The organism is Burkholderia sp. NLJ2 (assembly GCF_049487195.1).
GTDB lineage: Bacteria > Pseudomonadota > Gammaproteobacteria > Burkholderiales > Burkholderiaceae > Burkholderia > Burkholderia pyrrocinia.
In genome coordinates this window covers 2,874,345-2,895,372 of record NZ_CP137810.1, presented here as the reverse complement: position 1 = coordinate 2,895,372, position 21,028 = coordinate 2,874,345, and the positions used below count along the sequence as shown (strand labels likewise).

The window sequence follows — 21,028 nt, the reverse complement described above, 5'->3', positions numbered from 1 at the left end:
CACACGAGAAAACCTATGGACGTCACCGTAATCTGGGCCGCGATCATCGCATTGGGGCTCTTCATGTACGTCGTGCTCGACGGCTTCGACCTCGGCATCGGCATCGTCTTCCCGTTCTTCCCGGACGAGAAGGAACGCGACCTGATGATGAACACGGTCGCACCCGTGTGGGACGGCAACGAGACGTGGCTCGTGCTCGGCGGCGCCGGGCTGTTCGCCGTGTTCCCGATCGTCTATTCGACCGTGCTATCGGCGCTGTACCTGCCGCTGATCTTCATGCTGGTCTGCCTGATCTTCCGCGGCGTGTCGTTCGAGATCCGCGCAAAGGCGCGGCGCACGAAGCAACTGTGGGATCTCGCGTTCATCGGCGGCTCGGCCGGCGCGACGCTGTTCCAGGGGATCGCGCTCGGCGCGTTCCTGCAGGGCATCAACGTGAAGGACGGCGTGTTCGCGGGCGACGCGTTCGACTGGCTCACCCCGTTCAGCCTGCTGACGGGCCTCGGCCTGATCGTGACCTATGCGCTGCTCGGCTGCTGCTGGCTCGTCGCGAAGACCGAAGGCGACCTGCAGCGCCGGCTGCATCGGGTCGTGTGGCCGCTGACCGTCGTGCTGCTCGGCTTCATTGCGGTCGTCAGCCTGTGGACGCCGCTGCAGGATCCGGCCATCGCGCAGCGCTGGTTCGATTCGGGGTTGTTCTGGCGCCTGCTGCCGGTGCCGTTCCTGGTCGCCGGGTGCGCGGTGTGGATGCGTCGCGCGGTGCGCGACCGGCACGACATGACGCCGTTCGTGCTCGCGCTGGCACTCGTGCTGCTCGGCTACGTCGGCCTGCTCGTCACGCTGTTCCCGTATGCGATTCCTCAGACCATGACGATCTGGGAAGCGGCCGCGCCGCGTTCCAGCCAGACCTTCACGCTGGTCGGCGCAGCGGTTATCCTCCCGATCATCATCGCCTACACGACGATGGGTTACTGGGTATTCCGAGGCAAGGTGCGCCATGAAGACCAGCATTACTACCACCACTGATTCCGCCGATCGCCCGCCCGAGGCGCCCCGGCCACGGATGCGCGGCTGGATGTGGTTCGTCGTGCTGTGGGCGGGCGGCGTGGCCGGCGCCGTCACGCTCGGCTATGCGTTCAAGATCTTCATGAACCTGACGCTGTTTGCGGTGAAGTAAAGCCAGCGCGCCGGCCGGGCGATCGCGCCACGCGCGCGGCCCGGACGCGGCGCGCATCGATCGCCCGATGGATACGCGATCCGCTGCCTCTTCCTCGGCGTGCGTTATTGAGGCGCCCGCCGCACGACGCCGAGCTTCAATCCCAGCATGCCGAATATGCGGTTCATCGTTTGTACCGTCCCGTCGCTGCGGCCCTGCTCGATATCCTGAATCGTCTTCGTCGACACACCGGCGAGCTTCGCCATTTCGGCGCTCGTCAGCCGCATCGTCTGCGTCAGATGACGCACGGATTCGCGCAGCGACCACTCGGGATGCGCGAGAACGTCCTCGATCGCATGCCGCCGCAATGCAAGCTGTTCGGGAAGCGACACCGCGTTATAGCGTTTGTCCATCGTGCCGCCTCCCGTCCGTGCAACACACACATCTCAGCAGAAATCTATACAGATTGTGCCCACGGCTGCGGGCAATTTATGTAGATATCTATCGAAACAGGAATCCTTGGCGTTGCGCTCGGCGGGAGAGACGCCGGAATCGCAACGACGACTTACCGCCGCTCGCGCAGCGCCGCTTCGATCTTGCGATCGGTCTTGTACTGGCTCAGCGCATACACCGACCAGATCGCAGCCGGCAGCCAGCCGACGATCGTGAGCTGCAGGATCAGGCAGATCACGCCGGCGATCGGTCGGCCGATCGTGAAAAACTGGAACCACGGCAGCAGCAGGGCAAGCAGAAGGCGCATCGGGAATCCTCTGGAGGCGTCGTTGAAAGTTCGTGCGCAGCCAATATGGCGGGTTGCTCCGCCCATTTCAAGTCCGCACCCGCATGATCCGGGCGATCGACCGGACGAAAAAAAGCCCTCGCGACATGCGAGGGCCAATCGAATTCGCCGGAGAGCGATCGTGCGACGATCAGAACGTATGCCGCATGCCGATCCGCACGAGCGTCTGCGTGTTGCCGGCGGACGAGATGCCGTTGCCGACGTCGCCGACCGACGCCGTCGCGGCGACGACGTTGCCGTACGGGTCGAGCGTCTTGCCGCTCGCCTTCTGGTAGCCGACGAGACCGTAGAGCGCGGTCCGCTTCGACAGGTAGTAGTACGACGCCAGGTTCAACTGGTGATACTTCGGCGCGGCTTCCCCGCCGACCGAACTGCCGCGCGTGAAGTCGTAGCCGGCCGCGACGCGCAGCGCCGGCGACACCTGCCACGACGCCGTGCCGCCGACCGAGTTGTAGGTCGCGTTGCCCCGGAACGTCGAGAACGCGCCCGCCCGGTACTGCGTGTTGCTGTACGACAGGCCCAGCGTCGCCGCGCCGATCTGGTAGGTCGACGCGGCCGCGACGATCTGCATGCTCTTCGACGACGCAAAACCCTCGTTGATCGACGACGCGAAGGTGCCGTCGTACGAGCCGGTCCATGCGCCGCCGTTCGCGCCGAATGCGTTGGTCGCATACAGGTAGGCCGCGCCGATCGCGAACGGCCCGTTCACGTACTGGCCGCCGACGCTCCACGTGTTCTGGTTCTTCGCGCTGCCCGCCTGGTTGCCGAAGCCGTACAGCCCGCCGAACGTGAAGCCGCCGAACGACGGACTCACGTACTTGACCGAATTGTTCTCGCGCGACTGGTTGTCGATGTTGTCGAGATCGCCCGGATGCGCACCCATGCCGGTCAGGAACGAGCCGGGTCCGATCGAGCCGACGAAATCGACGATCGGATCGTACTGGCGGCCCATCGTCAATGTGCCGTAGCGCGTGCTCGACAGCCCCATCCACGCCTGGCGGCCGAACATCCGCCCGCCCTGGCCGAGCTGCCCGGTGCCGATGTTGAAGCCGCTCTCGAGCTGGAAGACGGCCGCGAGCCCGTCGCCGAGATCTTCCTTGCCCTTCAGCCCCCAGCGGCTGCCGGACCACGTACCGCTCGCGAAACTGTAGCTCGACGCGCCGCGATACGCGACCGGCGAACCGAGCGCCCCCTTGCTCGTCGCGACGCGCTGGTTGCTCGCGTACCCCAAACCCGCGTCGACGATCCCGTAGAGCGTGACGGTGCCTTGCGCATGCGCCGCCGTGCAGAGGCCGCCGGCAACGCAAAGCGCAAAAGTGATCTTCTTCATGTAGAGGATTCCTATTTATCCAATCGATACCAACCGAGACGATGCATCCGGTTACCCGGAATGCCGACCTACGCCGAACCGGACAGCCACTGCGCGACCCGCGCGACGAGCAGGTCCGCTTCGTCGAAGTTCTCGACGCCCGCCACCTGCGGCGCGTCGCAAATCGTGAACACCGGCTTGCCCCATTGCAGCCCCAGCGCGATTTCGGACAGCGTGCCGAGACCGCCGCCGACCGCGACCAGGCACAGCGACGCGCGAGCGATCAGCGCGTTGCGCGTGATGCCGAGCCCGGTCGGCAGCGCGACGGTCAGATACGGATTCGCGTGCTGCGCATCGTCCTCGGGCAGCAACCCGATCGCGCATCCGCCCGCCGCCTGCGCGCCACGCGCGGCGGCTTCCATCACGCCCTGCTTGCCGCCGCCGACGATCGCGACGCCCGCGCCCGCGAGCCCGTGCGCGATTCGCTCGGCGATAGCGAGCTGGGCGTCCGTCGCATCGCGCGGGCCGATCACGCCGACCGGCATCCGGTGCCGGGTCGCGCCGCGCTGCCGTTGCGCGAGTTGCTCCAGCGCGTCGCGCGCCTGGTTCGACCATTCAATGATGTCGTTGCCGTGCAAGTCCTTCCCCCAATGCAAGAACACAAGTGCAGAGCGCCGTCAGCACGATCGACAGCACGGCGGCCTGCGAGAAATCGGTCTGTCCGTCGGACAGCTTCAGGTACATCAGCAGCGGCAGGATGTTGATCTGCGTGCCGGCCAGCGCGAGCGCCGTGCCGTACGTGCCGAGCGCGATCGCACTGACGAGGCACCACGCCGACGCGATCGACGGCCACAGCTCGCGCCACGCGACGTCGAACCACGCGCGCCACGGCCGCGCGCCGAGCGTCAGCGCCGCCTCGAGCGGCCGCCTGTCGAGATTCGCGAGCGCCGGGTAGAGGATCAGCGCGACGCGCGGGATCAGGTAGTACGCGTACGCGAACGCGAGCCCCGGCATCGTGTAGATCGCGCCGCCGACCACGGTCGGGTCCGCGCCGAGCGACGCCAGCAGCGTCGTCACGAAACCGGCGCGGCCGAACACGAGGATGAAGCCGTACGCGATCACGAGGCCGGAGAACGCGAGCGGCACGCCGAGCAGCGCGAGCGACCAGCGGCGGCGCGCCGGCGACTGCCCGGCCAGCACGAATGCGACCGGCACGCCGACCGCGACGGACAGCGTGCCGGCACCGATCGCGAGCGCCAGCGAACGCACGATGGCGTCGGCGACGAGCGGATCGCCGAATACCGCGGCGAACGCACGACCGCCGCCGTCGAACGCGGCGCCGACGAGCGCGGCGAGCGGCAGCGCGAAGCACACCGCGAACAGCCCGGCCGCCGGCACCGCGCCGTAGCGGCGCAGGACGCCGCGCTGCATGGAAGAGCCCCCCATCGCGCGCCCCTTACTTGCCGAGCGTGGCCTGCGACCAGAGCTGGTCGACCTCGGCCTTGCGCGTCGCGGCCTTCGCGACGTCGAGCGGACGCACCTGCGGCGCGTTCGGCAGCTTCGCGGCAACCTCCTGCGCGACCGGCGTGCCGGGTACGGCCGGGCGCACGTAGCCCTGCGCGAACAGCGCCTGGCCGACATCGCTCATCACGAGGTTGAGCCACAACTGCGCAGCGGCCGGGTTCGGGCCGTTCTTCACGAGACTCATCGCGTACGGCGCCGATACGCTGCCGTCCTGCGGAATCACGACTTCGGCCGCGTCGCCCATGCCGTCCGTGTACTTGGCCTTGAGCCCGTCGTTCTCGTAGCCGATCAGGATCGGAATCTCGCCCTTGACGAACTTCGCGTACGGCGTCGTCCCCTCGACGCGCAGCACGTTGCCCGCCTGCTTCAGCTTGCCGAAGAACTCCGCGCCCGGCTTCGGGTTGTCGACGCTGCCGCCGTTCGCATAGGCGGCAGCGAACACGGCGACCTGCCCCTGCCCGGTCGAACGCGGGTCGAGATAGACGACCGCATTGCGATATTCAGGCTTCAGCAGGTCGGACCAGCGCTGCGGCACGTTCTTCACGAGCTTCCGGTTGACGAGCAACGCGATGTTCAGCGAGTGCACGGCGAACCAGCGGCCATCGGCTGCGCGGAACACCGGCGGCAGCTTGTCGAAATTGACCGGCTTGAACGGCGTGACGACGTCCTTGGCCGTCGCGTCGAGCGCCGACGCCGCGAAGTAATACGCGGTGTCGGCCTGCGGGCGACGTCGCGACTTGTCGAGCGCGACGACCGTTGCCGCCGAGCCGATGTCGTTGTACGTGATCTCGACCTTCGGGTAGCGCTTGCGGAATTCGGCGAACAGCGATTTCCAGTTCGCCCATTCCGGGCCCGTGTCGAACGACACGACGAGCCCTTCGTCGGCGGCCTTCTCGTACAGCGCGTCCTCGCCGGAATACAGCGGCGCGGCATGGGCCAGCGCCGGCGCGAGGGTCGCGAACGCGCAGAGCGCCAGCAGGCGGCGGCGCGTCGCATGAAGGAAATGGCGGCGTGCAGACATCGTGATTCTCCGTTGAATGAATAGGGTCGCCCGCGCTTATGCGGCGGGCAGCACGAGCAGGTGGCGCGGCTCGATCGACACGCAGCGCGCCGGAAGCTCGCGCCCTTCGCCGAGCAGCGCGTCGCTCGCACCGGCCGGCACGAAGTCGAAGCGCTGCGTCGCGCCGAAATAGCGCACCTCGCCGACCCGGCCGTCGATGCGGTTCGCGACGTATTCGGGCGGATCGGGCTGCAGGTGTTCCGGCCGGACCAGCACGTCGACCGAGTCGCCCGGCCGGTGCGCGCCCGTGTCCGCGCACAGCGTGGTGAACCGCACGTCGACTGCGCCGTGCGCGAGCACGCGGCCGCGCAGCAGTGTCGAATGGCCGACGAAGCGGGCGACCTGCGCGGTCGCCGGACGCTCGTACAGGTCGCGCGGGGTGCCGGCCTGCAACATGCGTCCGCCGTCGACGATCGCCACACGATCGGCCATGCTGAGCGCCTCGTCCTGGTCGTGCGTGACGAGCAGCGTCGTCGCGCCGCAGGCGCGCTGCAGCGAGCGGATCTCGTCGCGCAACTGGTGGCGAATACCGGCATCGAGCGCCGCGAGCGGCTCGTCGAGCAGCAGCAGCTTCGGTTCGATCACGAGCGCGCGGGCCAGCGCGACGCGCTGCTGCTGGCCGCCGGACAGCAGCGCCGTGCTGCGGTCGGCCTGCGCGCCGAGGCCGACGCGTTCGAGCATCCCGAGCGCGCGGCGGCGGCGCAGTGCCGCCGTCATGCCGCGCATCTTCAGGCCATAACCGACGTTGTCGACGACCGACAGGTTCGGAAACAGCGCGTAGTGCTGGAACACCATCCCGATCTCGCGCTGCCACACCGGCACGCCGGCCATGTCGCGGCCAACGATCGCGATGCGGCCGCGGTAGCCGTCGAGCAACCCGGCGGCGAGGCGCAGCAGCGTCGATTTGCCGGAGCCGCTGCGGCCCATCACGGCGAGCAGTTCGCCCTGGGCCGCGGACAGCGTGACCGCGTCGACGCCGTGACGGGCGCCCGGATACTGAAAGCTGACGTTTTCGAAATCGAGACTCATGACGGTTTCACTTCAGTCGTTGCACGGTGAAGACGGATGCGAGCGTGGCGAGCACGGCGAGGACGAGCAGCACGACGGTCGCCGCACAGGCCATCCCCGACGCGCCGTAGAACGCCTGCAGCAGCACGATCGGATAGTTGCGATAGCGGAAGCCCGCGATCAGGTTCGAGATCTGGAATTCGCCAATCGACAGCGCGGCGACCATCACGAGGCCGGAAAACAGGCTGTGCCGCAGGTTCGGCACCACGATCGTGAAGAACTGGCGCAGCGGCGTCGCGCCGAGCGTCGCCGCACACGCCTCGAGATGGGCGAGGCCCAGGTGGCGCAGGTCGCTCAGCAGCGTCTGCAGCAGGTACGGCAGCGTCAGCACCGCGTGCGCGGCGATCATCAGCGGCAGCGTGCCGAGCCACGGCAGCGCATCGCCGCTGAAGATCGCGATGTAGCCGAACCCGAGCGTCAGCGCCGGCACCGCGATCGGCATCAGCATCACGACGCGCGCCGCGAAGCCGCGGCCGGCCAGTGCGCGGTGATGCAGCGCATACGCGAGCGGCAGCGCCAGCACGGCATTGATCGCACAGCAGGCGAGCGCGACGACGAGGCTCACGCCGAATGCGCGGGTAAAGCTGCGATTCGCGGCCAGATCGGCGAACCAGTGCGATGTGATGCCGGACGGCAGCAGCGTGTTCGTCCACGACTGGCCGACCGAGCCGATCAGCAGCAGCGCGATCGGCAACGCGAGGTACAGCGCGAAGGCCGCGACGAATGCCTGCAGCAGCAGGCGCCCCGCCATCGCGTGCGGCCGTTTGTTACGACGAATCGGAATAGCTTCGGCAAGGGCCGGAGCGGATGGCGGATGCATGGCGAAACTCGCTGACGGACACGGAATGGGGCACGCAACGCCCGCCGGACAGGGCCGGCATGCATTGTCGTGACGGACGCAGTGTGCGGATCCGACATGGCATCGTCATGAAAAAAACGTACAACGCCCGCATCGATCTGTGCGCGCAAGGAATAGTTCGCCGTGAAGCACCTGTTTCCCAACATCGCGGAGCTGCACGCGTTCGCGAGTTCCGTGAAGTACCTGAACTTCTCGTATGCGGCCCGCGAACTCGGCCTGACGCCGAGCGCGGTCAGCCGGCAGATCGCGAATCTCGAGACGCTGTTCGGCGTCAAGCTGTTCGTGCGCGAGGGGCGCAATCTCGCGCTCACGCGGGCCGGACAGGTCTATCACGCGCGCGTGATCGGCCCGCTGCGCGAGATCGGCAACGCGTCGATCGAATTGCTGAGCGCACGCGAGGACAGCGATCTGCTGACGATCGCGAGCGTGCCGACCTTCACGACGAAGTGGCTGGTGCCGCGGCTCGCGCGCTTTCTGGCTGGCGCGCCGGGCGTCACGCTGAGTTTTCGCCGCCATCTGGCTCACGGCGACGTGTTTCCGTTCGGACTCGACGCGGCGATCCGCTACGGCGACGGCGCATGGGAAGGCGTCCGCTGCGATTACCTGGACGGCCGGACGTTCGTGCCGGTCTGTTCCGGTGAATTCGCGGCGCGGCATGCGCTGCGCACGCCCGCCGACGCGGCATCCGCGCCGCGGCTCGTGCACGAGCAGGCGGAAATCGCGTGGTCCATGTGGGCGGAGCGCCATCGCGCGGCACACATGAACGCGCTGGCGGGGCCGCGCTTCGAACAGTATTCGGTGCTGATCCAGGCCGCGCAGGCCGGGCTCGGGCTCGCGCTCGTGCCGCGTTTCCTGATCGTCGACACGCTAGTGACCGGCGCGCTGGTCGAACCGTTCGACGCCCCCGTCGACGTCGACGCGCAAGGGCACTACCTGTGCTACGCGCCGGAGCGGCTGGAGACGAGCGCTGCGCTGCGGCGCTTCAGGGAATGGATGCTCGACGAATGCGCGAACGGATGAGCCACGCCCGGCACGGCCGGACAGGCTCGGACGGCGTGGGGCCGGGCAAGCCCGGGCGGCATGGCCGGGTAGGCTCGCACGGCATGTGACCAGGCAAGCCCGGGCGGCATGGCCGGACAGGCTCGGACGGCATGTGACCAGGCAAGCCCGGGCAGCACGGCCGGGCAGGCTCGCACGGCATGGGGCCGGGCAAGCCCGGGCAGCACGGTCGGGCAGGCTCGGACGGTATGTGACCAGGCAAGCCCGGGCGGCATGGCGGCGCCGGTAGCGCGACGCCACGCCACCCGTCACGCTCAGCGCCCGATACCGAGCCCCGGCAGCACGCGCGTGTTCTCGGCCACGACCGCATGCAGCAGGCGCGGATCAGCGCCGAGCAGTTCGAGGATCGTCGGCGCGACCTGCTTCGTGCCGACCAGATCGTTCACGGTGCGCGCGCGATGGATCCCCGGATACGACACGAGCAGGCCGAGGTGGCTGTCGTCCGGCGCGTTGCCGCCGTGCTCCTCGTCCTTCTTCGTGCTCGACGTGTAGATCACGCCCGGATTCGGCTGGACGATGATGTCCGGCGTGCGGCCGTTGGCCGGATCGCCGAAGCGGTCGGCGAGCGCCGCGCCGTACAGGACGTAGGCCTGCGAACCGTCCGCGCAGATCCCCGGCGCGTTGCAGCCCAGGTTCGCCTTCAGCGTCTGCACGACGGCCGTGCGCTGGCTGCGGTCGCGCAGCCAGATCAGGCCGACGTCGTCGGTCTGCACGAAGCCCGTGCCGACCAGGCCCGACCCGTCGTTCAGGTTGCCCGTCGTCGTGTTGTTCTGGCCGAAGTTGCCGTTCGGATCGAGGTAGTTGTTCGCTTCGAGCAGCTTCGACAGCGTGTCGCCGTTCTTCACGAGCTTCGTGTGGTCGCTCGGCGACTGGCCGTGCTTCGCCGTCACGATCACGGCCGTCGACGTGTACAGGTTGGCCTGCTTCAGCGCCGCGACGACATGGCCGATCGAGTTGTCGACATACGTGATCGCGTTCGCGACCTGACCGTTCGGCGTGAAGTCCGCGTCGAGATATCCGCCGCCCTTCGCGACCGGCGACTTCTGCGCGACGCTCAGCGTCTGGAAGTCGGCGCCGAACAGCGTCGGCACTGGCGCGCTCTTGGTGCCCGTCGAATCGCGGCCTTCGATCTGGTTGATCAGCGCCTGCACGTGCAGGTTGTCGAAGCGCGCGGTGTGCGAATAGACGTCCGAGTAGTCGGTGTTCGTCGCCGGGTCGATCGAGTTGATCTCGGTGCGCATCAGGTCGTCGACGCCGGTGCCCGACGGGCCGTTCAACCAGTCGTAGCCCCACGCGTGCTTGTCGGCCCACGCGGTGTGCGCATTCGGCACGCCGGCCTTCACGGCTTCGAACACCGTGTTGGTCTTCACGTAGTTGTGCGGATAGACCGGCACGCACTGGCCGCCCACGCGCGCGTGCGGGATCGCCTGCGGGTTGAACGCGCCGCCGCCGTCGAGGTGCACGAGCTTGCCGCCGTTGATCGCGTCGATGCCGGTCGTTTCGTCGAACACGACGTTCCAGCCCTGCTTGCCCGAACACGTCGTATCGCTCGGCGCATACAGGTTGCGGTCGTACGACACGTCGTAGAACAGGCCGGCCGTCTTCGGCGAGCCGCCCGTCACGAGCGCCGCGAGGCCCGGGAACGAATCCGACAGGCCCGGCGTGTACGCGTTCGTGTACGTCACGCCGCTCTTGGCGAGCACTGCGATGTTCGGACACGTGTTCGCGCCGATGCAGCGCGCGAGATCCTGCTCGTGCAGGCCGTCGACGCTGATCAGCAGCACGTGCTTCACGACCCGATGCGCATTGCCGCGATCCTCGCCCTGACCGTTGCCGTCCTGCTGCACCGCGTGCGCGCCCGCGCTTGCGAGCGCCAGCGCGCCCGCCACCATCGCCGCCATCTTCCGCTGCTTACCGAAAAACGAAATCATCACCCCACCTCATCGATTGATGTTGAACTGCGTGACTTGCCAACCGGCGCGCAAAATATCGCCGGATCGTGCGGCGGTCGGATGAAGCGAGGCTTTCTGTTCTCTGTCAAACGTAACCAAACGCAAGCGACATGAAGCGGTCGCAATGCGATCCGCTCCGTGCGTCGACCCGTACGGCCGGATTTTTTTTCGGCTTGGCCTGCGACTATTGGCGTGTGATAAAGGGTTTTCCCTGACCCGGAGCACGAGTATGTCGACCCTGGAAGCTCTCCGGTTCGTGCTGGACGATGCACGTACCCCCGAAATCATTCGCCATCACGTCGTCGACGCGCTGCAGTACGCGCTGCGCAACCACGGACAGGTGTTCACTGCGAAGGAAGTCGAATGGCTGACGCAGTGGGACGACGCGCGTCTGCCGCTGGCCGCGAGGAAGGAACTGGAGAAGCGCGAACCGGAAATCGCCGCGCGCTGAAAAAAAGCCGCCGCGCCCGGCTTGCGCGGACGCGGCGGCAGCAGATGAAGCGACGGCTTACTGGAGCCCGAAGTCGACGCGGGTCGTCGCGCCCTTGTCCTCGATGCCCTTCGCATCGAGCTTCGGCGCGACGACGAACACGCGGCTCGAATCGATCTTCCCTTCGAGGTACTGGCGCACGGCCTGCGCGCGCTGCTGCGCGAGCGCACGCAGTGCGTTGTCGTCGGCCGGTGCGTGTTCGGCCAGCGCCTGCTTCATGTCCGCATCCGGCAGCGTCTTCTGCAGGCCGACCAGGTTGCGCGGCTTCTTGAAGTCGGCAGCCTTGTACGCGCGCGTCAGGTATTTGGAATATTCGGCCTGGTCGACCTTCACCGACATCGGGTCGATGCTCTCGCCCTGGCCGACCACATCCTTCAGCTTCTGCTGCCGAACCAGCCGCTCGACATACGCGTCGCGCAGCCCCGGCGTGTCCTTCGCCGGATCGACGCGGCCGATCAGGTCGAGGCGGATCGACGCCTTCTCGGTCAGCATCTTCACGACGGTGTCGAGCTTCTGCTGCTGCGCGTCGGTCAGGTCGTACGAGCCCGGCGCGAACTCGACGTAGCCGAGATCCTCGCCGCCGCCGCCGAACGCATTCGCGAGCAGCGTGAACGGCGACGTGACGGCCTTCGCGATCAGGTTCAGCACCGCATGCCAGATCAGCCCGCCGATGCTGAACTCCGGATTCGACAGCGAACCCGACACCGGCAGGTTCACGTCGATCTGGCCGCGCGTGTTCTTCAGCAGCGAGATCGCGAGCTTCACCGGCAGCTTCGTCGCCGTGTCGTTTTCGACGTGGTCGCCGAACGTGAGCTGGTCGATGAAGATGTGGTTGTTCGCCGACAACTGGTCGTTCGCGAGCTGGTAGTGCAGGTCGACGTTGAGCTTGCCCTTCGTGATCGGATAGCCGGCGTACTTCGCCGAATACGGCGTCAGGTTGGTGAGCTCGATGTCGTGCGCGGTCGCCGTGAGGTCGAGCGCGGGTTTCTCGATCAGCGGGTTCACCGAGCCCTTGATCGAGATCGGCCCGTTGCCCGCCAGGTTCGCGGCAACATCGACCGGTGCGGACGTCGTCGAATCCGTGCCGAACGCGCCGACCGTGCCCTTGATCGCGACCAGGTTCGCCGTGTAGTTCGGCTTGATGAAGTTGTCGGTGTACGTGACGCGGCCGTCCTGCAGCACGAGCTGACCGAAGTGCATCCGCACCGGGTTCTGCGGCGGGGTCGCGGCCTTCACGACCGCCGGCGCGGACGCCTGCTGCGCGACCGCTGCCGATGCCGCCGGTGCGGCGGCCGGCGGCGTCATGCCCGGCGACAGCGGCACCGGTTCGCCCTTGCTCGCATCACGCGTCAGCGACTGCGCGGGGCCCGTTTGCTTCGCGACGACGTCCTTCAGGTTCAGGCGCCCCTGCGCATCGAGCAGCACGCGGCCGTAGAAGTTCGAGAACGTCACGCGCGCGGCGTCGACGTCGGTGCCCTTCTCGTCGTAGTTCGCCTTCAGGTTCGACAGCGCGAGCGAGCGCCAGCCGGCGAACGGGTCGGACGTCGCCTTGTCGAGCATCCGCACGTCGACGAGCGCAACGTCGCCGCGATAGGTGGCGCGCGGCGTGTCCTTCACCTGCGCGAACGTCAGGTTGCCCTGCGCGTTGAGCAGCGCGCTCGCGATCGTCACGTTCAGCGCGCTGCCGAAATACGGCTCGAACGCGGCCGCGTCGAGGCGGTTGCCGTCGATCTTCAGGCCGGCCTTCAGCGGCTGCGCGGTCACGTCGCCCGCGACGTTCAGCGAGCCCTTGCGGTTCAGCGTCGCCTTCAGTTGCACCGGCAGCGGCTTGGTCATGTCGTCGCTGAGCTTCTGCACCGACAGTTCCAGCGGCTTGATCGCCAGCTTCACCGGGCGCGGCGTCGACAGGTCGGTGAAGTTCGCGGACGAATCCTTCACGTTCAGCGCGTCGATCCGGTAATGCCACGACGGCGCGGCGGCCTCGGCCTTGCGCGCGACCGTGCGCTTCGGCACCGACGCCTGCGCGGGTTCGGCCAGCGCCGCGAGGTCGATCTTGCCGTCCTTCAGGCGCTGCACGTCGAGCGCGAGCCCGCTCGCGTCGACGCTCGCGATCTCCGCGGTGCGCGTGGCGACGTCGACCTTGGTGATCTTCGCGCTCGCGTCGGGCAGCACGATCGCGGGCGCCTTCGCGTCGGGCGTCGCGATCTTCAGCGATTTCAGGCTCACCGTGCTGTCGGCGACCTGCGCGGCGAGCGGCGTCTTGCCCCAGTCGGCCTGTGCGTTGACGGTTGCGCCGAGCGTGCCGTCGAGCACGCGCGCGCGCGTCGCTTCGCCGAGGTACGGCTGCAGCGCCGGCAGCGCGAGCGCGGCGACCGTCAGCTTCGTGTCGGCCTGCTTCGCCGCGAGATTGAAGGCGCCTTCGGCCGTCACGTCGCCGCCGCGCGACAGCGACGTCGACAGCGTGTACTTCGCGGGCGCCTTGCCCTGCAGCGAGAAACCATCGAGCGTCGCGGCGAGCTTCGTGAGCGACAGTGCGGACGGCGGCGCCGGCACGCGGTCGTCGACGTTGACCGTGCCGCCGTCGATCGCGAAATGACGGATCGTCAGGTCGAGCGGCGGCGCCTGCTTCGCAGCGGCCGCGGCAGTTTCGGCCTGCGCGCCGCTGGCTGCTGCAGCGACGGTGCCGGAAGCGGCTGCGGCACCCGACGCGGCCGGCTTGCCGGCTTCGGCCTTCGGTGCGGCGGCCGGCTGCGCGGCGAGCTTCTCGACGTTCAGCACGCCCTGCTTGTCGCGCGACAGGTCGACCACCGGCTGGTCGATCCGGATCTCGTCGAAGTGCATCGCGTTGCGCAGCGGCTCGAGGCTGGCCGCCGCGACGTGCACGCCGCGCGCGGCGAACAGCGGCGCGGACGCGTGGTCCGTCACCTTCGCGTCGTTCAGGTCGACGGTGCCCGATACACGCAGCGCGGGCGTCTCGCCGCTCATCACGAAATTGATCGCGAGGTTGCTGCTCAGCAGGCCGCTCGTCACGGCCACCGGCAGCTTCGCCGGCACGTACGAGATCAGCTTCGGCACGTCGAGACGGTCGAACTTCAGCGCGATCTCCGACTCGCGCGACTTCGCGAACGGCTTGGTCCTGCCGTCGATCGCGATCGGGCTGCCGTCGAAACGCATGCGCAGCTTCGGCTCGACGAAGATGTCGGTCTTCGACGCCAGCGTCGCGATATACGGGATGCCGAGCGTCCAGTTGTCGACGATGTGCTTTTCGTTCAGCAGGCGATCGTCGAAGTCGATCCGGCCGTCGTTCACCTGGATGTTCGACACCGAAAACTGCGTCGGCTTGCTTTCGGGTTTGGACGGCGTCGAGAACTTCTCGATCAGGTCGGTGAAGTTGAAGCGCTGCGCGTCGTAACGGACGATGTGAAAGCGCAGCGAATCGAGGCGGATTTCATTGACGATCGGCGCGCCCCGGAACAGCGACGACCACGACGGCCTTACGACGAGCTTGCCGATGTCGATGAAGTCGCCCCGGCCGCCGCGCTCGCCGACGCGGATGCCGTCGGCTTCGAGGTTCAGCGTGTACGGGTTCAGCGCGATGCGCTGGATCGTGGCCGGCCGGTCGAGCTGCTTGCTCAATTGCTGTTCGGCGACATGGCGGATCAGCGGCGGCGCCGCGAAGAACCCGAGCAGTCCGAATAAAACCAGGAAGATCAGTGCGCCGATGCCGATACGCCGGGTCCGGTGCGAGCGTGCAACGCCGCCGAGGGCATGGAGGGTCGAGGATACGGTTTTCTTGTCTGCGCTTGCCATGCTTGAATATCTCGGGAATGGATGCCGGGCCGCGCCGGAGAACCGGGCGGCCGCGCACGCTATCCCGAAAGTATAGGCTCAGGAGGTGACGGTACGGAGGTCGGGCGCCGCCGCCGCGCCCGCCGGTCGGACAACGGCGACGGTCAACCGTTCATTTCCGGACGACGACGGGCGGCATCCACGTTCCGTCGCTCGCCTGCGGCTTCGGCGCGTACAGGCGCAACGCGAGCGCGAAATCGGCGCGCGGCGCCGGCAACCAGTTGCCCGCATACGCGCCGCCCGGCGACGCCGACACGACGATGTCGATCGAGCCGTCGTGGTTGCGGCGCAGCCGGTCGCGATCGCCGAGCGAGCGGCGCGCCGCCCCGAGGTCGGGCAGCGCGCCGTTCGTCGAATAAGGCGTGAGCGTCCAGAACGCGCGCGCCGGCGGCAGCGCGCCCGGCGCGAAATGCAGCACGTAGCGGTTCGCGCCGTTCAGCGGATGGCCGTCGCTATCCACGCGGACGACCGCGAGCGTCTCGTCGTCGCGCGTCGCGGTGCCGAACTGCGTGTAGGCCGCGTACGCGCGCAGCGCATAGTCCTGGCCGTACTTGCCGGCCGTGTCGCCGATCCAGCTCCAGCCGTTCGCGTTCAGCAGGTTCGACGGCGGCGTCGCGAGCCGCGCGCGCGCCTCGGCGACGCCCGCCGTCGCGGCCGCGAGGCGGTCGCCCGTCCACAGCACCGGGTAGCCGGCCGACACGCCGATTTCGCCGAGCAATTCCTGCGCGTGCGCGTCGTCGGCCGGCGGCGGGTTGTCCTGCAGCGCCTGTGCGAAGCGCGCGAAGAACGCCTTCGGGTCCAGCGCGGCCACCTGCTCGGCCGGCGTGCCGCCGCCCACCGCTTCGGACGGCGCGCTGCCCGCATGGACCGCGACCGACGCGCCGCGCGCCGCGCCTGTGTAAACAGAAAGCGGCACCACGCGGATCGCGCGCTGCAGCTTCTTCACGTTCGTCAGGTCGCGCCCGCCGCTCGTCTGCAGCCGCACTTCGAGCCATGCATTGCCCGTCGGCACGTCGACGCGCTGCGCGCCCTTCGGCAGCGTGCCCTGCCAGTCCTTCGCGGCAAAGGCAATCGTTTGCGATCGCGCGCCGCCGCGTGCACCGTGTGCCGGCACGCTCGACGACGACCACAGCACGTTCGTCCACATGTCGAGCGCACGCGCATCCCAATAGCGGCCGCGCGTGTCGGGCAGCGTGACGATCACGGGTTCGGCGGCGACGTCGAGCCAGCCGGTCGAGTCGAGCGTGTCGACGCCCGGCAGCGGCGGATTGACCGCGCCGACGGGCGGCAGTGCCTGCGCGTGGCGCAGCGTGTTGAGCGGCGCCTGCCCCGGTTGCGCACCATCGCCGCCCGTCGCAGCTTCCTTCGCGACGTCCATCAGCACGAGCGGATACGCATAGACATAGGAGTCGGCGACTTCCGCGCGCATCCAGCCGGTTTTCCGCTGGATCGCGTCGGGTTGCGACGCGCACCCCGCAAGCAACGCCGCAATGGCCAGCGACGCGCACGCGCGCCGCAGAGAAACTGATTCTCGCTGGTTTTCAATCATCGATTACTGGCCGAATATCGTTCTTTTCAGTCAACACCTCGTTCGACTCGCGAATGGCGAAAACAAGGCACCTCAGCCTGCCCGGATAGCCGTTTCGCGGCGGCGGGCGCTGATGTCAGGCCGGTATCATAGCGCCTCGGGGCAATCCCTAATGTGCCGAATAGCGGGGTGAACGCTGGCCGCACTGTCGACGAATTCGAAATAGTTCGAGAGATTCATCACAAAACCGGAGATATCGGAACGAAACGCGCACGCGCCGAAACAATCGCGGGCGGAAGGAGCGAATTCCGGATTGACGAATGGTGTCAATATTGACACCATTCGGTATGGCTAGCGTATCGACGATCCTCGAACTGATGAGGCGCGAGCCCGCGAATGTGCGATTCAACGATCTGTTCAAGGTCTGCGAGGCACACTTCGGAGCGGCCCGCCAATCCGGTTCGAGCCACGCTATTTTCAAGACACCGTGGCAAGGCGATCCTCGAGTGAATATCCAGAATGATCGCGGGAAAGCGAAGGCCTATCAGGTGCGGCAGGTTCTCGACGCGATCGATCGACTGAAGGAACAGAAATCATGACCCAAGACCACTTTACGTACCGCGTAACGTGGTCCCCGGAGGACGGGGAGCACGTCGGCCTCTGCGCGGAGTTCCCGTCTCTTTCATGGCTCGACGAAACGCCGGAAGGCGCGCTGGCCGGCATTCGCCGGCTCGTCGCCGATGTCGTGCGCGACATGGCCGCGAACGGGGAAAAGGTGCCCGAGCCGATCGCCGACCGAACCTACAGCGGTGAATTCAAAGTTCGCATCCCTCCGCAGGCGCACCGCGCGCTGGTGATCCAGGCCGCCGAACAAGGCGTCAGCCTGAATCGTCTCGCGAGCGCCAAGCTCTGCGCCTGACCGCGCAATCGAGCGCAAATGCACGACCGCCCGGCTGTCCGTCTGGAAGCCGGGCGTCGGCTTTTTCCGGGATGTGACAACCTATGTGCATCGACAGCGTCGCATCGTCGCCACCGCTTGACCTTACCATCATGGGAATGTTGATACTGGAACCATTCGCGGCTCGAACCGCGCTTTTGGGGAATCCGACATGACTGAACCACTTGCCTCCGCCGCGCTGCAAACGATCGAACTGACCGTCGACGGCATGCATTGCGGCGGCTGCACGGGCCGCGTGCAGCGCGCGCTGGCCGCCGTGCCGGGCGTCGTCGATGCGGCGGTCGATCTCGGCACGCACACGGCGACGGTGACCGCGCAGGAAACGGTCGAGCCCGGCCAGCTCGTCGACGCGGTCGGTGAGGCCGGCTACCGCGCGGCGGTACGTGAAGCGGCGGTCGAAACCGTCGCCGCCGCGCCGGCGGCGCACGCGCTGCGCGACGAAGCGCCGCCTGTAACGGCGGCATCGCTTCCTGCGGCGACGGCCACAATCGAATTCGATATCGAAGGGATGACCTGCGCGTCGTGCGTGTCGCGTGTCGAGAAGGCGCTCGCGAAAGTGCCGGGCGTCACGCACGCGTCGGTCAATCTCGCGACCGAACGCGCCACGGTCGACGCCGCGGCAGGCGTTTCCGCATCGCAACTGGTAGATGCAGTGAAGCAGGCCGGCTATGGCGCGACGCCGACAGCGCCCGATGCGACCATCCCGCCGGCCACCGCCACCGCCACCACCTCCACCACCTCCACCACCACCACCGCCACGCCTGCCGCACCCGCCAGCATCGAACTCGATATCGACGGGATGACCTGCGCGTCCTGCGCCGGCCGCGTCGAAAAAGCGCTGGCCGCCGTACCGGGCGTCACGCGCGCGTCGGTCAATCTCGCGACCGAACGCGCCACGGTCGACGCCACGGCAGGCGTTTCCGCGTCGCAACTGGCGGACGCCGTGAAGCAGGCCGGCTATGGCGCGACGCCGGTCGCCGGCGCCACCCCGCCGGCAGAATCCGCCGCATCCGCCGATCTCGAACTCGACATCGGCGGCATGACCTGCGCGTCCTGCGCCGGCCGCGTCGAAAAAGCGCTGGCCGCCGTACCGGGCGTCGCACGCGCGTCGGTCAACCTTGCAACCGAGCGCGCGTCGGTGCACGGCGCCGGCGCACTCGACGCCGCCACGCTGATCGCCGCGGTCACGACGGCCGGCTACCGCGCGTCGCTCGCCGCCGCGCCGTCGGCCGGCGCAACGGCCGGCGCCGACGCGCAACCGGCCAGCCCCGCGCAGGATCCCGACGCCCGCAAGCGCCGCGAAGCGGTTCGCGAACGCAACCTCGTGATCTGGTCGGCGGTACTGAGCGCGCCGCTCGTCGCGCCGATGCTCGTCGCGCCGTTCGGCATCGACCTGATGCTGCCCGGCTGGCTCCAGCTCGTGCTCGCGTCGATCGTGCAGTTCGGCTTCGGCGCGCGCTTCTACCGCGCGGCCTGGCATGCGGTGAAGGCGCGCGCCGGCAACATGGACCTGCTCGTCGCGCTCGGCACGTCGGCCGCGTACGGACTGAGCCTGTGGATGCTGCTGCGCGATCCCGCGCATCCCGGCCATCTGTATTTCGAGGCGTCGGCCGTCATCGTCACGCTCGTGCGCTTCGGCAAATGGCTCGAATCGCGCGCGAAGCGCCAGACTACCGAAGCGATCCGCGCGCTGAACGCGCTGCGGCCCGATCGGGCGCGCGTCGTCGAACACGGCGTCGAACGCGACGTGCCGCTGTCGCAGGTGCGCGTCGGCACGAACGTCAGCATCCGCCCCGGCGAACGCGTGCCGGTCGACGGCCGGATCGTGTCGGGCCGCTCGCATATCGACGAATCGCTGATCACCGGCGAAAGCCTGCCCGTGCCGAAGGATGACGGCGATGCCGTCACGGCCGGCTCGATCAACGGCGAAGGCGCACTCGTCGTCGAAACCACCGCGATCGGCGCGGAAACGACGCTCGCACGCATCATCCGCCTCGTCGAATCCGCGCAGGCCGAGAAGGCGCCGATCCAGCGGCTCGTCGATCGTGTCAGCGAAGTGTTCGTGCCGGCGATCCTCGGCATCGCACTGCTGACGCTGGTCGGCTGGCTGATCGCCGGCGCCGGGACCGAAACCGCGATCCTCAACGCGGTCGCGGTGCTCGTCATCGCATGCCCGTGCGCGCTCGGCCTCGCGACACCCGCCGCGATCATGGCCGGCACGGGCGTCGCAGCCCGGCACGGCGTGCTGATCAAGGACGCTCAGGCGCTCGAACTCGCACAGCGCGCCACCGTGATCGCGTTCGACAAAACCGGCACGCTGACCGAAGGCAAGCCGTCCGTGACGGCGTTCGAAGCCGTCGGCATGCCACGCGACGAAGCGCTCGCGCTCGCGGCGGCGGTGCAGCGTCAGAGCGACCATCCGCTCGCACGCGCCGTGGTTGCCGCGCACGAGGCCGGCGTGGCCGCGCACGACGCTGCAGCGCCGTCGGCCGCTGCAGTCGCCGCAGCCGATGCGCGCGCGGTGGCCGGACGCGGCGTGGAAGCGCGCGTCGGCGGGCAGTTGCTCGCGCTCGGCAGCACGCGCTGGCGCGACGAGCTCGGCTTGGCAGTGCCGCCGGCACTCGACGCTCGCGCGGCGGAGCTCGAACGCGCGGGCAACACGATTTCGTGGCTGATGCGCGCCGATGCGCCGCGCGCGCTGCTCGCGCTGATCGCGTTCGGCGACACCGTGAAGCCGGGCGCGCGCGACGCGATCGCGGCGCTGTCGGCGCGCGGCGTCGCGAGCGTGCTCGTGACGGGCGACAACCGCGGCAGCGCGGCGGCCGTCGCGGCGTCGCTCGGCATCGGCGAAGTACATGCGCAGGTGCTGCCCGACGACAAGGCGCGCGTCGTCGCCGAACTGAAGCGCACGCACGGCGGAATCGTCGCGATGGTCGGCGACGGGATCAATGATGCGCCCGCGCTCGCCGCGGCCGATGTCGGCATCGCGATGGCGACCGGCACGGACGTCGCGATGCACACGGCCGGCATTACGCTGATGCGTGGTGATCCGGCGCTCGTCGCCGACGCGATCGACATCTCCAAACGCACGTACCGGAAGATCCAGCAGAACCTGTTCTGGGCGTTCGTCTACAACCTGGTCGGCGTGCCGCTCGCGGCGCTGGGCTTGCTGAACCCGGTGATCGCAGGCGCGGCGATGGCGTTTTCCAGCGTCAGCGTCGTGACCAACGCGTTGCTGTTGCGGAGATGGAAAGGCCGCGCGCGCTGATGCGTGCAGGTGGCGCGTGCCGGACGGCCGTTTGGCGTTTGGCGTTTGGCGTTTGGCGTTTGGCGTTTGGCGTTTGGCGTTTGGCGTTCGGCGTTCGGCGTTCGGCGTTCGGCGTTCGGCGTTCGGCGTTCGGCGTTCGGCGTTCGGCGTTC

18 protein-coding genes are annotated in these 21,028 nt (G+C 68.2%); 7 read left to right on the top strand and 11 right to left on the bottom strand.

Going from position 1 to position 21,028, the window contains the following annotated elements; genetic code table 11:
• Nucleotides 1-15: 15 nt before the first annotated feature.
• Together cydB and R9B84_RS35480 are read left to right on the top strand one after the other, a co-directional pair.
• Nucleotides 16-1,023, top strand: a complete 1,008-nt coding sequence (cydB, locus tag R9B84_RS35485; protein ID WP_034187693.1) for a cytochrome d ubiquinol oxidase subunit II — start codon at nucleotides 16-18, stop codon at nucleotides 1,021-1,023.
• Nucleotides 995-1,174: a hypothetical protein gene (locus R9B84_RS35480; RefSeq protein ID WP_174383389.1), complete on the top strand. Its 180-nt coding sequence runs from the start codon at nucleotides 995-997 to the stop codon at nucleotides 1,172-1,174. Before cydB ends, R9B84_RS35480 begins: the two co-directional genes overlap by 29 nt.
• 104 nt (nucleotides 1,175-1,278) lie before the next feature.
• Here R9B84_RS35480 and R9B84_RS35475 read toward each other — a convergent pair whose 3' ends face one another.
• The 8 genes from R9B84_RS35475 to R9B84_RS35440 form a co-directional block, all read right to left on the bottom strand.
• Nucleotides 1,279-1,566 (bottom strand): helix-turn-helix domain-containing protein, encoded by a 288-nt coding sequence (locus tag R9B84_RS35475; protein ID WP_423762013.1) that lies wholly within the window; start codon nucleotides 1,564-1,566, stop codon nucleotides 1,279-1,281.
• A gap of 152 nt (nucleotides 1,567-1,718) precedes the next feature.
• Complete coding sequence (locus R9B84_RS35470; RefSeq protein ID WP_105390536.1) at nucleotides 1,719-1,913, bottom strand: YqaE/Pmp3 family membrane protein; 195 nt, start codon at nucleotides 1,911-1,913, stop codon at nucleotides 1,719-1,721.
• Nucleotides 1,914-2,082: 169 nt separating this feature from the next.
• The gene (locus R9B84_RS35465) at nucleotides 2,083-3,282 is read right to left on the bottom strand and encodes a porin (protein WP_423762012.1); all 1,200 of its coding nucleotides are present in this window, start codon (nucleotides 3,280-3,282) and stop codon (nucleotides 2,083-2,085) included.
• A 68-nt stretch (nucleotides 3,283-3,350) separates the two neighbouring features.
• Nucleotides 3,351-3,899, bottom strand: coding sequence for a TIGR00725 family protein (locus R9B84_RS35460; RefSeq protein ID WP_423762011.1), 549 nt, complete (start codon nucleotides 3,897-3,899; stop codon nucleotides 3,351-3,353).
• On the bottom strand, nucleotides 3,877-4,707 hold the full coding sequence (locus R9B84_RS35455; protein WP_423762010.1) for an ABC transporter permease: 831 nt from the start codon (nucleotides 4,705-4,707) through the stop codon (nucleotides 3,877-3,879). Before R9B84_RS35455 ends, R9B84_RS35460 begins: the two co-directional genes overlap by 23 nt.
• A gap of 10 nt (nucleotides 4,708-4,717) precedes the next feature.
• Nucleotides 4,718-5,806, bottom strand: a complete 1,089-nt coding sequence (locus R9B84_RS35450) for an extracellular solute-binding protein (protein WP_423762009.1) — start codon at nucleotides 5,804-5,806, stop codon at nucleotides 4,718-4,720.
• A 36-nt stretch (nucleotides 5,807-5,842) separates the two neighbouring features.
• A complete protein-coding gene (locus tag R9B84_RS35445; RefSeq protein ID WP_423762008.1) occupies nucleotides 5,843-6,874 on the bottom strand; it encodes an ABC transporter ATP-binding protein in 1,032 nt (343 codons plus the stop codon).
• Nucleotides 6,875-6,881: 7 nt separating this feature from the next.
• The gene (locus R9B84_RS35440) at nucleotides 6,882-7,733 is read right to left on the bottom strand and encodes an ABC transporter permease (protein WP_096473304.1); all 852 of its coding nucleotides are present in this window, start codon (nucleotides 7,731-7,733) and stop codon (nucleotides 6,882-6,884) included.
• Between the two features lie 162 nt (nucleotides 7,734-7,895).
• Between R9B84_RS35440 and R9B84_RS35435 the strand changes: the two genes are divergently transcribed.
• A complete protein-coding gene (locus tag R9B84_RS35435; protein WP_423762007.1) occupies nucleotides 7,896-8,792 on the top strand; it encodes a LysR family transcriptional regulator in 897 nt (298 codons plus the stop codon).
• Nucleotides 8,793-9,085: 293 nt separating this feature from the next.
• Here the strand turns inward: R9B84_RS35435 and R9B84_RS35430 are convergent, their stop codons facing one another.
• Nucleotides 9,086-10,762: an alkaline phosphatase family protein gene (locus tag R9B84_RS35430; protein ID WP_423762006.1), complete on the bottom strand. Its 1,677-nt coding sequence runs from the start codon at nucleotides 10,760-10,762 to the stop codon at nucleotides 9,086-9,088.
• A gap of 250 nt (nucleotides 10,763-11,012) precedes the next feature.
• Between R9B84_RS35430 and R9B84_RS35425 the strand changes: the two genes are divergently transcribed.
• A complete protein-coding gene (locus R9B84_RS35425) occupies nucleotides 11,013-11,234 on the top strand; it encodes a hypothetical protein (RefSeq protein WP_423762005.1) in 222 nt (73 codons plus the stop codon).
• A 57-nt stretch (nucleotides 11,235-11,291) separates the two neighbouring features.
• Here the strand turns inward: R9B84_RS35425 and R9B84_RS35420 are convergent, their stop codons facing one another.
• On the bottom strand, nucleotides 11,292-15,083 hold the full coding sequence (locus R9B84_RS35420) for a DUF748 domain-containing protein (RefSeq protein ID WP_423762004.1): 3,792 nt from the start codon (nucleotides 15,081-15,083) through the stop codon (nucleotides 11,292-11,294).
• A gap of 151 nt (nucleotides 15,084-15,234) precedes the next feature.
• The gene (locus tag R9B84_RS35415) at nucleotides 15,235-16,671 is read right to left on the bottom strand and encodes a DUF1254 domain-containing protein (RefSeq protein ID WP_423762003.1); all 1,437 of its coding nucleotides are present in this window, start codon (nucleotides 16,669-16,671) and stop codon (nucleotides 15,235-15,237) included.
• A gap of 326 nt (nucleotides 16,672-16,997) precedes the next feature.
• Between R9B84_RS35415 and R9B84_RS35410 the strand changes: the two genes are divergently transcribed.
• From R9B84_RS35410 to R9B84_RS35400, 3 genes are all read left to right on the top strand, one after another.
• Nucleotides 16,998-17,249 carry a toxin HicA gene (locus R9B84_RS35410; RefSeq protein WP_423762002.1) on the top strand — a complete coding sequence of 84 codons (252 nt, stop codon included), beginning with the start codon at nucleotides 16,998-17,000 and terminating at the stop codon, nucleotides 17,247-17,249.
• Complete coding sequence (locus R9B84_RS35405) at nucleotides 17,246-17,569, top strand: type II toxin-antitoxin system HicB family antitoxin (protein ID WP_047902238.1); 324 nt, start codon at nucleotides 17,246-17,248, stop codon at nucleotides 17,567-17,569. Before R9B84_RS35410 ends, R9B84_RS35405 begins: the two co-directional genes overlap by 4 nt.
• 190 nt (nucleotides 17,570-17,759) lie before the next feature.
• Nucleotides 17,760-20,876, top strand: a complete 3,117-nt coding sequence (locus tag R9B84_RS35400; RefSeq protein WP_423762001.1) for a heavy metal translocating P-type ATPase — start codon at nucleotides 17,760-17,762, stop codon at nucleotides 20,874-20,876.
• Nucleotides 20,877-21,028 lie beyond the last annotated feature (152 nt).

Bases quoted from the DNA above. Each gene is read 5' to 3' on its own strand.
- cydB (WP_034187693.1), top strand. From the start codon at position 16: ATGGACGTCACCGTAATCTGGGCCGCGATCATCGCATTGGGGCTCTTC.
- R9B84_RS35480 (WP_174383389.1), top strand. From the start codon at position 995: ATGAAGACCAGCATTACTACCACCACTGATTCCGCCGATCGCCCGCCC.
- R9B84_RS35475 (WP_423762013.1), bottom strand. From the start codon at position 1,566: ATGGACAAACGCTATAACGCGGTGTCGCTTCCCGAACAGCTTGCATTG.
- R9B84_RS35470 (WP_105390536.1), bottom strand. From the start codon at position 1,913: ATGCGCCTTCTGCTTGCCCTGCTGCTGCCGTGGTTCCAGTTTTTCACG.
- R9B84_RS35465 (WP_423762012.1), bottom strand. From the start codon at position 3,282: ATGAAGAAGATCACTTTTGCGCTTTGCGTTGCCGGCGGCCTCTGCACG.
- R9B84_RS35455 (WP_423762010.1), bottom strand. From the start codon at position 4,707: ATGGGGGGCTCTTCCATGCAGCGCGGCGTCCTGCGCCGCTACGGCGCG.
- R9B84_RS35450 (WP_423762009.1), bottom strand. From the start codon at position 5,806: ATGTCTGCACGCCGCCATTTCCTTCATGCGACGCGCCGCCGCCTGCTG.
- R9B84_RS35445 (WP_423762008.1), bottom strand. From the start codon at position 6,874: ATGAGTCTCGATTTCGAAAACGTCAGCTTTCAGTATCCGGGCGCCCGT.
- R9B84_RS35440 (WP_096473304.1), bottom strand. From the start codon at position 7,733: ATGCATCCGCCATCCGCTCCGGCCCTTGCCGAAGCTATTCCGATTCGT.
- R9B84_RS35430 (WP_423762006.1), bottom strand. From the start codon at position 10,762: ATGATTTCGTTTTTCGGTAAGCAGCGGAAGATGGCGGCGATGGTGGCG.
- R9B84_RS35425 (WP_423762005.1), top strand. From the start codon at position 11,013: ATGTCGACCCTGGAAGCTCTCCGGTTCGTGCTGGACGATGCACGTACC.
- R9B84_RS35420 (WP_423762004.1), bottom strand. From the start codon at position 15,083: ATGGCAAGCGCAGACAAGAAAACCGTATCCTCGACCCTCCATGCCCTC.
- R9B84_RS35415 (WP_423762003.1), bottom strand. From the start codon at position 16,671: ATGATTGAAAACCAGCGAGAATCAGTTTCTCTGCGGCGCGCGTGCGCG.
- R9B84_RS35410 (WP_423762002.1), top strand. From the start codon at position 16,998: ATGGCTAGCGTATCGACGATCCTCGAACTGATGAGGCGCGAGCCCGCG.
- R9B84_RS35405 (WP_047902238.1), top strand. From the start codon at position 17,246: ATGACCCAAGACCACTTTACGTACCGCGTAACGTGGTCCCCGGAGGAC.
- R9B84_RS35400 (WP_423762001.1), top strand. From the start codon at position 17,760: ATGACTGAACCACTTGCCTCCGCCGCGCTGCAAACGATCGAACTGACC.